This window comes from Paraburkholderia sp. CI2 (genome assembly GCF_014201055.1).
Lineage (GTDB): Bacteria > Pseudomonadota > Gammaproteobacteria > Burkholderiales > Burkholderiaceae > Paraburkholderia > Paraburkholderia tuberum.
The window spans coordinates 1-12,376 of record NZ_JACHDL010000044.1; the positions used below are offsets into that span (position 1 = coordinate 1).

Consider the following 12,376-nt stretch of genomic DNA (forward strand, 5'->3'; position numbering starts at 1 on the left):
CTGCCTTCAACACTACGACACACTTCATCCACGACCCCGGCACCGACCAAGACGCCAGGTTAGCCAAAGTCAAACCGTTTTACCAGGAACACTTATCAAAAAACTCCGTCTTAGTATCGATTACAAGAGTAATAGGAGTGCCGCCATGCGGACTATGCCAGATAGCCTGGAACCTGTATGGCCCCATTCGCGCGCCGCCCATATGGGGCATTGTCGGACTATCTATTCGGACTCCCCATCCCGTATCTGCAACCGAAAACGATTGCAATATAAATTCCTTGAATTGCGGGCGATCCTTCAGCATTGGCACGATATTATCGTTGAAGCTAACCGCCCCTTCTGCGTAGGCAGTCGGCACAAGCAACGTACAGAACAACCAGGCGCTGAGTGCCTGTGCTAAACGTTGTTTATCCATAACCCTATTGCTCAATGGTGGCGCCGGTTTGCGTGACCCGACTGCGTGGAGCCCCGCCTGAACGAGGCAGCATCGCGCGCTATCTGCCGCGTTGGCCATTCTTTTCCGAGCACGTCTGTGGCTCGATACTGTGCTTTAGTCCACCGGGGACAGATTCCGGCTGGTCTTTTTCCGGCGGCTCTATCGTCACACTCTCGATGTATTCTTGAATGCGAATCGCCTTTTTCAAATCGCCTCCCACCTTCTTCCCGCGCACGTCGATAAAATCAGTGTGCGTATTTATAGTGAGAATCACTGGCTTTACACCGGAATTCCCGTGCCAATTTGCCCACATTGAGTAAGGCCCGATTCTGTCCCCTCCTAGAGCCTTCGATTGAATGTCGCCGATTCGCGTCCCCATTGGATCGCCGACGATATCGAAGTTACAAAGCACGAGCTCTCTCAAAACGGAGTTTTTATTCAATAGCGGAATGATTGTCGAATCAAAATCGACCGATCCCGTCCCATCTAGCGCGAAAGAGACAAATGGAAAAAACAACAGGAGAGGAAAAGCTTTTTTCATTTAATAACCCAGGAATTTGACACGGGCGTTCTGGAGATCCCCTCCGGATGCTTGCCATGCGCGCGTCGCCGCGCTTCCGGGACCACTGAAGTGGTCGATATGTGCGCCGCGAATGCCACCGCCCGTATCATCGGCAGACCGCTCGCCGACTATTCGCCTACCGTCGCAAGAGGCAATATAAACCCGCGAACGCCCGGGAATAACGGTAGGATCAATAGCTATCGAACGATTCGCCACTACATCAGCAAACCGACCATGTGCGGCGTCAGTTTCACTCAGGCGCGCTTGTGCAGGCTTGTTAAGGATATCCGGATTTCCGGCTGCATTTTTATGCCATCCGTTGCCGCCACCATTCCACCGGACGAAACGATGATCCAACGTCTCGCCTGTTCCCTGCATTGGTACGCCGGTTGCACCATATAGGAAGTCTTGCCGATGGCTTCCAGACACGCCAAGCGCCTGAACCATTGGGCCGTGCGCATCACGTTCGTCTGCAATGATGTAATGCGTAACCTGAAAGCCAGCTTCGTACCATGCTTCTTTCAGCTTTATCCGCAGAGGAACCGCCGTTATATCCTCGTCGGCGACCGCAAGTGTCAAGTCTCCTGATTCGCGCGATTCGAGAATAACCGTCGCGCAACCGTCTAAATCGGTTGGGCCCGAGACCTGTACTGTGTCGTTCGGACGGCTACTGCTGATAGATATGGTGCGACCGAAAACAGAATTTCGTCGACGACTTTTCACTATGACTTTGATAGCCAGACGGTACAGAATCCTTCCGCGCATCACACGCGAGGATGAGGGAATGATAGGCAACTTGTCGCCGTAACTGTTGTCTGGAATATTCCACGACAACAGGTTCGCTGCAATCCGAACTTCAACGCACGAGTCCGGGTTTGTGTTCGTACACGCGGTGTCGTGAACCGTTAGCCAATCCGGACTTTCCGGCATTCCTATTTCTCCAATTGAAGTTTGAGGCTTGCTGTTCCGCGAGTAACTACGCGCACAGTGTGTCCGCTCTGGCTTGTGGTTCCCGCTATCACCCGTTTACCGTCAACGACAATTCTGTAACGCACGTTGGCGAGGGGTTGGCCATCGCTTTTTTTGAGGACGTAATACTCGTCGTGAGTGCGAATTTTCGACGTCAGCGCTGAGGCTGCCGTGCGACCGCGGCAATCGCACGCCCATGCATAACCCAGGGCGTCGGCCATTTCGTAACCGTTCGAATACGACCGAAGCCTATCCTGCGGAAACCATTCGCCAGTTTCGACGTTCATCGCCATTGCAGACGGCATTGGCGGAAAGTTTGCGTATATTGAATAGGTGACACGACAAACTTGGCACTCTTCCTCGCCCGCGGCACCTGCCTGTTTCTGCTGTCCCATTTGACCTATTTTGATTTTCCAGAAAACACTCGGCGAATTAAGCATCTAAACGGGGCCACGGTCAATGATTTTAATTTGAGACAAAACTTCATTGACAGATATTAACGATTGCTCTGGCCATCTCATTTTTAGGCGATTTTTTCCCGATATCACGGCCAAACAAAAAAAGCGGCATTGAGCGGCATTTTTGTTTTTCTGACAAAAAAGCCGTTGTAAGCGAGCGCGGCGATGTTAGCTTTCATCGCCATGCTGGCCGATCCGCTGAAGCGAGTCATCGCGCGTCGAGTCTCACCCATCCCCGCCCTTGCCCGCGATTTCCGGTCTGGCTATGCTGGCGGGTGCGCCGGCTGCCCGCAGGCGACCGCCCCAACCAGAACAACGCTCGAGAACCTGCCCATGTCCACCACCAGTCTGTTTTTCACGGCCGCCGGCGTCGGCCTCGCGATCGCCGCGCCGGTCGGCCCGATGGGCATGCTGTGCATCCGCCGAACGCTGAGCGGCGGTCCGCGCGCGGGACTCGCGATCGGCTTCGGCATCGCCAGCGGCGACGCGGCCTACGGGCTGATCGCGGCGCTCGGCCTCGTCGGCATTTCGCAGTTCATGCTCGCGTACGACCGCCCGCTGCATCTGCTCGCGGGCCTGTTCCTGCTGTATCTCGGCGTGCGCGCGCTGCTGCAGAAGCCGCCCGCTGAAACCGCCGACGGCAATGGCAATGGCAATGGCAAGCTCGCGCAGATCGGCCGCGCCGGCGCGCTGCGTGCGTACGCGAGCGCGCTGCTGTTAACGCTGACCAATCCGCAGACCGTCATCATGTTCGCGGCGCTATTCACGACGCTCGCGCCACGCGGCGCGTTCTCGCCGGCCATCGCGCTGACGACGGTCGGCGGTGTGTTCGCCGGCTCGATCGCGTGGTGGTGCTGTCTGGTGACCATGGTGTCGCTCGCGCGTCATGCGATCGGCAGCAGGCTACGCGTCGCGATCGATCGCGTGGTCGGCTTCACGCTCGCGGCGTTCGGCGTCGTCGAAATCCGCCGCGCGCTCTGAGCGGCACCTCACACGCCACGCGGCACATCAGCGCCGTACACGCCGAACGCAGCCCGCTGCCAGCCGCGACGCGCTCCCCCTGAACAAGTGCCGCACGCCGGCGCGGCAGTTTTGCGACAATAGCGCCTTTCGCCGCTGAGGCGCCGGCCGACGCGGCCGTGCAGCGCACCGCACGCCGCCGCACCCACCCGCCCCGGCGCGTACGCCGGCCTTGCCGCCCCAACCCTTCACCCGCGCTGCGTCAGCTGTCCGTTCAATGGCTCTACCCCACATCGATCTGCTGTACTCCGTCTCCGGCCTGTTCGTCGGCTTTCTGGTCGGGCTGACGGGCGTCGGCGGCGGCTCGCTGATGACGCCGATCCTCGTCCTGCTGTTCAAGGTGCACCCTGCCACCGCGGTCGGCACCGACCTGCTGTACGCGGCCGCCACCAAGGCGACCGGCACGCTGGTGCACGGGCTGAAGGGCTCGGTCGACTGGCAGGTCACGCTGCGCCTCGCGGCCGGCAGCGTGCCCGCGGCGACCGTCACGCTGATCCTGCTGCATCGCTATGGAATGGATACGCCTGGCGCGGGCCGGCTGATCCAGGTCGTGCTCGGCGCGGCGCTGCTGATTACCGCGATCGCGCTGGTGTTCCGTCCGCAGCTCGCGGCGCTCGGCGCGCGCAAGCAACGCGCGCCGAGCCAGGCACGCACGCTCGCGCTGACCATGCTGACCGGCGCGACCCTCGGCGTGCTGGTGTCGTTGACGTCGGTGGGCGCGGGTGCGATTGGCGTGACGGTGTTGATGCTGCTGTATCCGATGCTGCCGACGACGCGCATCGTCGGCTCCGACATCGCGCACGCGGTGCCGCTGACCTTGCTCGCGGGCGCCGGACATTGGCTGCTCGGCTCGATCGACTGGTCGATGCTGCTGTCGCTGCTGGTGGGATCGCTGCCCGGCATCGCGATCGGCAGCTATCTGGCCTCGCGCGCGCCGGACGCGCTGCTGCGCAATCTGCTCGCCGCGACGCTGACGCTGGTCGGCGTGCGGCTGGTGTTGTCGTGAGGCGCTGAAGATGCGTCAAGCGCGCACACCGCAACCCGTGTCTATTTGAAAAACCGGCAGGTCAGATCCGCCTCGAACTGCCTGACCCACTGACCGTGGCGGTCGTAATACGACTGTGACCAGCTGCCGCGCCGCACGGTGACGACCCGCTCGTGCGCCGGCTCACCGGGTGCCGCGCTCGCGCTGATGTCGAAATGCGCGGGCGCGAAACCGTGTCGCGCGCACACCAGTTCGAATGCCGCGCGATCGCCGATCGGCAGATCGATATAGCGAAACAGCGTGGTTTCCATGACCTTGGCTCCCCCTTCCCTCTTGGTCACAGTACGCCTCGCGATGCGTCGGTAATGTGTCGCAGCGCACGAATCCGCGACGGCCGCGCCTCCATCAGGACCTGTGCGTGCGGCAAGCCGCATTGCTGCGGTCCCGCAAATCTCGCGAGTGCCACGCCATAAAACCGGCGGCGAAAAAAAAAGCTCCGGCGATCATGCCGGAGCCTCCAGGTTGATAGATAGACCTCGCGACGCGATGCAAGCGCGGCGTCAAACCGTCTACGCGACGCCGGTGACGGCGCCCATGCCCCAAGCCGCTGCGCACCACCGCGCGACGCGGGCCTTGCGGCGCCGCGCGCACGCGTACCGCTTACTGCTGCACCACTTTGAGCTTGTTCGACACTGACGTTACGCCGTCGACACCCTTGGCGGCTTCGCCGGCCGCATCGATCTGTCCCTCGGTCGGCACCGAGCCGGTCAGCGTCACTGCGCCGCCGCGCGCGCGCACGGCGATGTGCGACACGTCGAGACCCTGGGTCTTCGTCAGCGCGTGGCGCACCTTACGGCCAAGTTCGTGATTCGCTGCCTTGCCGGCCTTGACGGCGGCTGCCGCCGACGCCGTATCGGTTGCCGGAGCGTTTTGGGCGTACACGTTGCACGCCACCACCATCGCCACAACCGGACCCAGTGCTTTCAGAAAACCGACCGTCTTCATAGCTCTCTTCTCCTTGGTTTCACATTGGACCGCATGAACAAGCGGCATCGTTACGACTACGGGCGGCCGTCATCGCGCGAACGCGCGCGTGAGCGACGGCCATCAACGGCTGTGACACGATGTGCAAGAGGCGAGAGAGGCTGATTACCGGTAACCGGCAAACCGCGACGTCCGCCGACGCACCCGGTTCTTGTCCGTCTTGCCGGGGTCGCGCCGCAAACGCTGGATCGCGGTAGCGATGCACAATTTAATCTAGCCGGCACAGAAGCGCAAAGGATTTAGCGCGCGGCGTGGCGCGCCGACAGCGGGTGCGTCATGCGTGCCGGATAGAAGCAGACACGCAAGCAGACACGCTCCGTGGTCGCGCAAGAATTTGCACGGGCATCATGCCAGCGCTCATGCCGGCGGTCACCGCGGTGCTCACCATTTGTTACGCGTTTGTCGGCGTGACGGGCGGCTACGCGTTTCGCGGCCGCGCCAATCTCAGGTACCATCGGCGCGACGCGTGCTGGCGCGCGCCGCCCAAGCCGCCTTCGCGCATTCGAGCCCGATCGACCGCCGCTTTCAGATGATCCGATGAAGCCTGACACCGGCCGCACCCGCCCTACCCATCTCGTCGCCCGTTTTGTCGCGATCTCGTGGCGCGACCTGGCGGTCTCGTTCGGCCCGCTCGTGCTGCTCGTGATCGTCGCAATCTGGGCCGCCGTGCGGCTGATCCAACCCGCCCCGCCGAATACGCTGACGATTAGCGCCGGTCCCGTCGGCAGCACCTTCTGGATCGCCGCGCAGAAGTACAAGACGATCCTTGCGCGCAATCGCATTACGCTGAACGTGCTGGCCTCGCAGGGCTCGCAGGAAAATCTGAAGCGGCTGTTGGACCCGAACGCGGACGTCGACGTCGGCTTCGTGCAGAGCGGCATCGCGCCCGCCGGGCTCGACAAGGACAAAAGCCTGATGTCGCTCGGCAGCGTCGCTTACGTGCCGCTCGCGATCTTCTACCGCGGCGCCCCCGTCGACTGGCTGTCCGGGTTCAAGGGCGAACGCCTCGCGATCGGCCCCGAGGGCAGCGGCACGCGCGAGCTCGCGCTCGCGCTGCTGAAGGCCAACGGCATCGTGCCGGGCGGTCCGACCCAATTGCTGCCGCTAACGGGCGACGCCGCCGCCGACGCGCTGATCGACGGCACGATCGACGCGACCTTCCTCGCGGGCGACTCGGCGCAGCCGGCCGTGATGGGCAAGCTCTACCGCACGCAGAACGTGCGCTTCTACGATTTTTCGCAGGCCGACGCGTACACGCGCCGCTTTCCGTACCTGACGCAGCTGAAGGTGCCGATGGGCGCCTTCGACCTCGGCAAGAACCTGCCGGCGAACTCGATCAGCATCGTCGCGCCGACCGCCGAGCTGATCGCGCGCGATTCGCTGCATCCGGCGCTGTCCGATCTGCTGATCGAAGCCGCGCGCGAGGTGCATGGCGGCGCGACGACGATGCAGCGCGCCGGCGAATTCCCCGCCCCGCTCGCGCACGACTTCCCGCTTTCCGACGACGCCGCGCGCTACTACAAGTCGGGCAAGAGCTTCCTGTACCGAACGCTGCCGTTCTGGATCGCGAGTCTCGCGGACCGCCTGCTGGTGATCGTCGTGCCGCTGATCGTGCTGCTGGTGCCGGCGCTGCGCATCGTGCCCGGGTTGTACGCGTGGCGCGTCAAATCGCGCATCTATCGCTGGTACGGCGCGCTGATCGCGATCGAGCGCAGCGCGCTCGGCGAACATTCGTCGGCCGAACGCGCGTCGCTGATCGAGCAGCTCGACGCGATCGAAGACTCGGTCAACGGCATGAAGATGCCGCTCGCGTACGCGGACCAGTTCTACGTGCTGCGCGAGCACATCGGCTTCGTGCGGCCGCGGCTCACGGAAAGCCGCGACACGCGGGGCGAGCTGGACGAGGCCGACGAGCAGGCGGCCGAAAAAGTCAAAGGCTGAGCGCCCCTGACGACACCGCCGGAACCTACGCCCACCTGCCGCCACCAGGGGATATCGACCGGTGCAAGCCGGGACCGCACCGCGTAAGATCGCTACAATTTTGATCAGATAACGGACGCGCCCTCCGCGTCGTCCGACACCAGGCAATCCGGGAGAAATTTATGACCGTTGGCATCGACGCCCAACAGCGGCAGTGGTTTTACGATTTCGTCTCGCCGTTCACCTACCTGCTGCTCGAGCAATACGACAAATGGCCCGGCTTCGACTTCGCGTTCACGCCGGTCGTGCTGAACGATCTGTATCGCCACTGGAGCCAGCGCTCCGCGTACAGCGTGCCCGCCAAGCGCACCTTCATGTACCGGCACGCGCTGTTTCGCGCGGAGCAGCTCGGTATCCCGTACAAAATGCCGCCCGCCCATCCGTTCGATTCGATGAAGCCGCTGCTGCTCGCGACCGCCGCGAACGGCGACGTGCAATTCGTGCGCGAGATTTTCCGCTTCATCTGGCGCGAGGGGCGCGATCCGTCGAGCGACGAAGCGTTCGCCGAGCTGTGCGAGCGCGTCGGCAAGCCGGACGGCCCGGAACTGATCCAGGACGAAGCCGTGAAGGCGCAATTGCAGCGCAATACCGCCGATGCGGTCGAACTCGGCGTCTATGGCGTGCCGACGTTTCGTCTGAACGATCAGCTGTTCTGGGGCGAGGACGCGCTGCCGATGGTGCTGTACTGCGCGCGCACGCCGAACTGGCTCGAATCGCGCGAGGTGAAGCGGATCAGTTCGCTGCCGTGGGGGCTGCCGGACAAACCAACACCGGCATGACACCGGGGTCGCTGCGGGCCGCACCCTGGTTGCGGCTGCGGCCCGAACGAATCGATGCCGGCAGGCGTCGCGCTGATGCCGGCCATACCGTGCCCGCTATGCCGCCGAAGCGCAAACGCGCCTAAGGTTAAGCTTTCGCACCCCACGCGCGCGCCGCGCGGCGAGCTCATCGGCAGCGCCCGCGCCACCACGCTTCGATCATGGACGACACCGCCGCCTCACTCGATATCTGGCTCGTGCGCGTGCTGCGCACGCTGCTCGTCGAGCGCAGCGTCACGCAGACCGCGTTGCGGCTGAACCAGACCCAGCCCGCGATCAGCACCGCGCTGCGCAAGCTGCGCGAAACGCTCGGCGATCCGATTCTGGTGCGCGGCAAGTCGGGCATGGTGCCGACCGAATACGGCGAGTCGCTGCTCGCGGCCGCGCAGCGCGTGTTGCGCGATGTCGATTTCGTCGCGACGCCGCATGGCGATTTCGACCCGAGCCGCTCGCGCCGCACTTTTCGCGTCGCTGCGCCCGACTATCTGAACGACTTCTTCATGCCGACCGTGATCGCGCGGTTTCGCGAAGCGGCGCCGCATGCGCGGCTCGAAATCGAATCGCTGGGGCCGCTGCTCGATCATTCGGCCGCGCTCGACGCCGGCGAACTCGATCTGGTGATCGGCAACTGGCCGAAGCCCGATCCGCGCTTCGAGCGCAGCGACCTGTTCGCCGATACCGTCGTGTGCATGATGCGCGCGGACCATCCGCTGACACACGAGCCGCTCACCCGCGAAGCCTATCTGGCCGCGCCGCATCTCGCGCCGACACCCTACAGCGGCGCGCGCGGCGGCGCGATCGATACCGGCTTCGCGCGGGCGAAGGCGAGCCGGCGCGTCGTCGCGACGCTGCCCTACTTCGGGCTCGTCGCGCAAACGCTACTGCAATCGGATCTGATCTTCACGACGACGCGGCGTTTCGCGATGCACTACGCGAGCATGTTGCCGCTCGCGGTCGTCGACGTGCCGATCGCATTTCCGCGCATCCGCTGCTATCAGTTGTGGCATTCGCAGCCGGATCGGCCGAGCGATATCGGCTGGCTGAGGACGTTGATGTCCGAGGTGTCGGGTGAGCTGGTCGCGCGCAAGCCCCCGTTGCGCCGTATGGCCTAAATCGTGATCTGCTCCGTTGCGCGGACGTGGTTCGCGGCCTGCCCCAAAGCATGAACCGTCGCGGCCTGCCGTGTCCTCAGTCGCAGCAGTTGCGCGCACACCGCAATCGCGATCGCGGCGGGCGCCTTGTCGACGATCCCTTCGACGCCGATCGGGCAGGTCATCTGCGCGAGCCGCTCCAACTCCACGCCTCGTTCGAGCAGTCGCCGCTCGAACTTCACGCGCTTCGTGTTCGAGCCGATCATGCCGAAGTAGCTGAAATCACGCCGTCGCATGATGCGCGAGGCCAGCGAAAAATCGAGCGCATGGTTGTGCGTCATCACCAGAAACCACACGCCGGGCGGCGCCGCATCGACGATCGCCTCGGGCGTGTCGGTCGCTTCGACCTGCACGTTGGGCGGCGTTTCGTCGGGGAACAGCTCGTCGCGTTCGTCGACCCACTGGACCACGCACGGCAGGCTGCCAAGCAGATGCGCGAGCGCATGGCCGACGTGTCCCGCGCCGAACAGCACGATGTGCATCGGCGCCGGCCGCGGTGCAAGCTCGGACCCGGTCCCGCCCGGACAATAATTCAGGCGTGCTTGCATATTGCGCTCCCAACTCGTTTGCCACTCGCCATCACGCCTGCCGCGCGGCCGCCGTCGCGGCCCGCACCGCGCCGACCGCTTTCAGGATTTCCTCGCTGGTCGCGGGCGCATTGAGCGGCGGATTGACCTGATGGCCGCCGACCGCCGACACCGCGTCGCGCACCGCGAAGAACACCGAGAACGGCAGCAGCAGCGGCGGCTCGCCGGTCGCCTTCGAACGATGGATGCTGTCTTCCGCGTTGCGGTTCCTGAACAGCCTGACATTAAAAACCGGCGGCACGTCGTTGACGGTCGGGATCTTGTACGTCGAAGGCGCGTGCGTCATCAGCTTGCCGCCGGCGTCCCACCACAGCTCCTCGGTGGTGAGCCAGCCCATGCCCTGAATGAACGCGCCTTCCACCTGGCCGACGTCGAGCGCCGGATTCAGCGAGGCGCCGACGTCGTGCAGCGCATCGGCGCGCAGCACGCGCATTTCGCCGGTCAGCGTGTCGATCACGACTTCCGATACCGCCGCGCCATACGAGTAGTAGTAGAACGGCCGTCCTTGCAGCTTCGACTGATCCCAGTAGAGCTTCGGTGTCGCGTAGAAGCCGTCGGACCACAACTGGATGCGCGCGAGATAAGCCTTCGCGACCACTTCCTCGAACCGCACGGCGAGCTCGCCGACCATCACGCGATCATGCGCGAAGCGCACGTCTCGCGGATTCACGCTGCCCGCGCCGAAGCGCTCGGCCGCGAACGCGGCGAGCCGCTCGCGCAACTGGCGCGCGGCGTCCTGCGCGGCTTTGCCGTTCAGGTCGGACCCGGTCGACGCGGCCGTCGCAGACGTATTGGCGACCTTGCTGGTATCGGTCGCGGTCACCCGAATCCGGTTGAAACCGACGCCGAGTTCATGCGCGACGACCTGCGCGACCTTCGTGTTCAGCCCCTGGCCCATTTCGGTGCCGCCGTGGTTCACGAGCACCGAGCCGTCGGTGTAGATATGCACGAGCGCGCCGGCCTGGTTGAAGTGCGTGACGTTGAACGCGATGCCGAACTTGACCGGCGTGAGTGCCAGGCCCTTCTTCAGGATCTCGCTGTTCGCGTTGAATGCGTCGATCTCCTTGCGGCGCGCGCGATAGTCGCTGGTCGCTTCGAGCTCGTCGATCAGCTCGTGAATCACGTTGTCTTCGACCACCTGGCCGTACGGCGTCTGGTTGCGCTCGGTCTTGCCGTAGAGATTGCCGCGGCGCACGTCGAGCGCATCGATGCCGCACGAGCGCGCGACGTTGTCGAGGATGTACTCGATCGCGAACGCGCCCTGCGGGCCGCCGAAGCCGCGAAACGCCGTGTTCGACTGCGTGTTGGTCTTGCCGCAGAAGCCGTCGATCGAGACGTCCGACAGCCAGTACGCGTTGTCGAAGTGGCACAGCGCGCGCGTCATCACCGGGCCCGACAGGTCGGCGGAAAAGCCGCAGCGCGAGGTCATGTCGACCGCGACGCCTTCGATCACGCCCTCTGCGTCGTAGCCGACTTCGTACGTGTAGTGGAAATCGTGGCGCTTGCCGGTCACCATCATGTCGTCATCGCGATCCGGGCGCAGCTTGACCGGGCACAGCAGCTTCCACGCGGCGAGCGCGGCGCAGCACGCGAACAGCGCCGACTGCGATTCCTTGCCGCCGAAACCGCCACCCATGCGCCGGCATTCGATCAATACGTTGTGCGATGCAACGCCCAAGGTGTGCGCGACGAGGTGCTGCATTTCAGTCGGATGCTGGGTCGAGCAGTAGACGTGCATGCCGTCGTCGTCCTTCGGCACCGCGTACGAGATCTGCCCTTCCAGATAGAACTGCTCCTGGCCGCCGAGCCACATCTCACCGGCCTCGCGATGCGCGGCACGCGCGATCTTCGTGCCGGCGTCGCCGCGCGCGAGCTTCATCGGCGGCAGCACGAACTGGTTCGCGGCGCGCGCCTGCTGCGCGCTCAGCACCGCCGGCAGTTCCTCGTAGACCACCTCGGCGCGCCGTGCGCCGAGACGCGCCGCCTCGTGCGACGTCGCGACCACGATCAGCATCGGCTGGCCGACGTATTGCACGACGCCGTCGGCGAGCATCGGATCGTCGCCATGAACGATCGGGCCGACGTCGTTGACGCCGGGGATGTCGTCGGCGGTGAAGACCGCGACGACGCCGGGCGTCGCGCGCACCTTGTCGAGCGCGATCGAGACGATCTTCGCGTGCGCCTTCGACGACAGCCCCAGCGCCGCGTGCAGCGTGCCGGCCAGCTCGGGAATGTCGTCGGTGTAGGTCGCGCGGCCGCTTACGTGCAGATGCGCGGACTCGTGCGGACGCGACACGTGCACCTGGGTGAAGTCGTCGAGTTCCTGAACCTCTTTCAGGAACGGTTCGGCTTGCTGGTTCATGGTT

The 12,376-nt window shown here is 64.1% G+C and carries 12 protein-coding genes; 5 read left to right on the top strand and 7 right to left on the bottom strand.

The features are described from left to right. Window positions 1-494: 494 nt before the first annotated feature. From HDG32_RS34705 to HDG32_RS36905, 3 genes are all read right to left on the bottom strand, one after another. Complete coding sequence (locus tag HDG32_RS34705; RefSeq protein ID WP_184074225.1) at window positions 495-977, bottom strand: hypothetical protein; 483 nt, start codon at window positions 975-977, stop codon at window positions 495-497. Continuing rightward, a complete protein-coding gene (locus HDG32_RS36050; protein WP_221307963.1) occupies window positions 978-1,928 on the bottom strand; it encodes a 3D domain-containing protein in 951 nt (316 codons plus the stop codon). A gap of 583 nt (window positions 1,929-2,511) precedes the next feature. Next, complete coding sequence (locus HDG32_RS36905; RefSeq protein WP_260336708.1) at window positions 2,512-2,637, bottom strand: hypothetical protein; 126 nt, start codon at window positions 2,635-2,637, stop codon at window positions 2,512-2,514. A gap of 121 nt (window positions 2,638-2,758) precedes the next feature. Here HDG32_RS36905 and HDG32_RS34715 point away from each other — a divergent pair, with 121 nt between their 5' ends. Both HDG32_RS34715 and HDG32_RS34720 read left to right on the top strand, forming a co-directional pair. After that, window positions 2,759-3,406 carry a LysE family translocator gene (locus HDG32_RS34715; RefSeq protein ID WP_184062202.1) on the top strand — a complete coding sequence of 216 codons (648 nt, stop codon included), beginning with the start codon at window positions 2,759-2,761 and terminating at the stop codon, window positions 3,404-3,406. Between the two features lie 256 nt (window positions 3,407-3,662). Further along, complete coding sequence (locus HDG32_RS34720; RefSeq protein ID WP_090803240.1) at window positions 3,663-4,451, top strand: sulfite exporter TauE/SafE family protein; 789 nt, start codon at window positions 3,663-3,665, stop codon at window positions 4,449-4,451. A gap of 41 nt (window positions 4,452-4,492) precedes the next feature. Here HDG32_RS34720 and HDG32_RS34725 read toward each other — a convergent pair whose 3' ends face one another. Beyond that, entirely contained in the window at window positions 4,493-4,741 is a 249-nt protein-coding gene (locus HDG32_RS34725; RefSeq protein WP_184041125.1) for a hypothetical protein, read from the bottom strand. A gap of 349 nt (window positions 4,742-5,090) precedes the next feature. Beyond that, window positions 5,091-5,435: a BON domain-containing protein gene (locus HDG32_RS34730; protein WP_184074227.1), complete on the bottom strand. Its 345-nt coding sequence runs from the start codon at window positions 5,433-5,435 to the stop codon at window positions 5,091-5,093. A 576-nt stretch (window positions 5,436-6,011) separates the two neighbouring features. Here HDG32_RS34730 and HDG32_RS34735 point away from each other — a divergent pair. The 3 genes from HDG32_RS34735 (at window position 6,012) to HDG32_RS34745 (ending at window position 9,384) form a co-directional block, all read left to right on the top strand. Continuing rightward, window positions 6,012-7,415 carry a TAXI family TRAP transporter solute-binding subunit gene (locus HDG32_RS34735; protein ID WP_184074229.1) on the top strand — a complete coding sequence of 468 codons (1,404 nt, stop codon included), beginning with the start codon at window positions 6,012-6,014 and terminating at the stop codon, window positions 7,413-7,415. Between the two features lie 161 nt (window positions 7,416-7,576). Then, window positions 7,577-8,233 (top strand): 2-hydroxychromene-2-carboxylate isomerase, encoded by a 657-nt coding sequence (locus HDG32_RS34740; RefSeq protein WP_184074231.1) that lies wholly within the window; start codon window positions 7,577-7,579, stop codon window positions 8,231-8,233. A 200-nt stretch (window positions 8,234-8,433) separates the two neighbouring features. Beyond that, window positions 8,434-9,384: a LysR family transcriptional regulator gene (locus tag HDG32_RS34745; RefSeq protein ID WP_184074233.1), complete on the top strand. Its 951-nt coding sequence runs from the start codon at window positions 8,434-8,436 to the stop codon at window positions 9,382-9,384. On the opposite strand, the gene xdhC is transcribed toward HDG32_RS34745, so the two are convergent. After that, window positions 9,381-9,971: a xanthine dehydrogenase accessory protein XdhC gene (gene xdhC, locus HDG32_RS34750; RefSeq protein ID WP_184074235.1), complete on the bottom strand. Its 591-nt coding sequence runs from the start codon at window positions 9,969-9,971 to the stop codon at window positions 9,381-9,383. The genes HDG32_RS34745 and xdhC overlap by 4 nt on opposite strands. Window positions 9,972-10,002: 31 nt before the next feature. Then, the gene (gene xdhB, locus HDG32_RS34755; protein ID WP_184074237.1) at window positions 10,003-12,372 is read right to left on the bottom strand and encodes a xanthine dehydrogenase molybdopterin binding subunit; all 2,370 of its coding nucleotides are present in this window, start codon (window positions 12,370-12,372) and stop codon (window positions 10,003-10,005) included. Between the last annotated feature and the right edge of the window lie 4 nt (window positions 12,373-12,376).

Excerpts from the sequence above, each read along its gene's own strand:
- HDG32_RS34725 (WP_184041125.1), bottom strand. The coding sequence starts at position 4,741 with ATGGAAACCACGCTGTTTCGCTATATCGATCTGCCGATCGGCGATCGC.
- HDG32_RS34720 (WP_090803240.1), top strand. The coding sequence starts at position 3,663 with ATGGCTCTACCCCACATCGATCTGCTGTACTCCGTCTCCGGCCTGTTC.
- HDG32_RS34740 (WP_184074231.1), top strand. The coding sequence starts at position 7,577 with ATGACCGTTGGCATCGACGCCCAACAGCGGCAGTGGTTTTACGATTTC.
- HDG32_RS34745 (WP_184074233.1), top strand. The coding sequence starts at position 8,434 with ATGGACGACACCGCCGCCTCACTCGATATCTGGCTCGTGCGCGTGCTG.
- HDG32_RS34730 (WP_184074227.1), bottom strand. The coding sequence starts at position 5,435 with ATGAAGACGGTCGGTTTTCTGAAAGCACTGGGTCCGGTTGTGGCGATG.
- HDG32_RS36050 (WP_221307963.1), bottom strand. The coding sequence starts at position 1,928 with ATGCCGGAAAGTCCGGATTGGCTAACGGTTCACGACACCGCGTGTACG.
- HDG32_RS34705 (WP_184074225.1), bottom strand. The coding sequence starts at position 977 with ATGAAAAAAGCTTTTCCTCTCCTGTTGTTTTTTCCATTTGTCTCTTTC.
- HDG32_RS34735 (WP_184074229.1), top strand. The coding sequence starts at position 6,012 with ATGAAGCCTGACACCGGCCGCACCCGCCCTACCCATCTCGTCGCCCGT.
- xdhC (WP_184074235.1), bottom strand. The coding sequence starts at position 9,971 with ATGCAAGCACGCCTGAATTATTGTCCGGGCGGGACCGGGTCCGAGCTT.
- HDG32_RS34715 (WP_184062202.1), top strand. The coding sequence starts at position 2,759 with ATGTCCACCACCAGTCTGTTTTTCACGGCCGCCGGCGTCGGCCTCGCG.
- HDG32_RS36905 (WP_260336708.1), bottom strand. The coding sequence starts at position 2,637 with ATGACTCGCTTCAGCGGATCGGCCAGCATGGCGATGAAAGCTAACATC.
- xdhB (WP_184074237.1), bottom strand. The coding sequence starts at position 12,372 with ATGAACCAGCAAGCCGAACCGTTCCTGAAAGAGGTTCAGGAACTCGAC.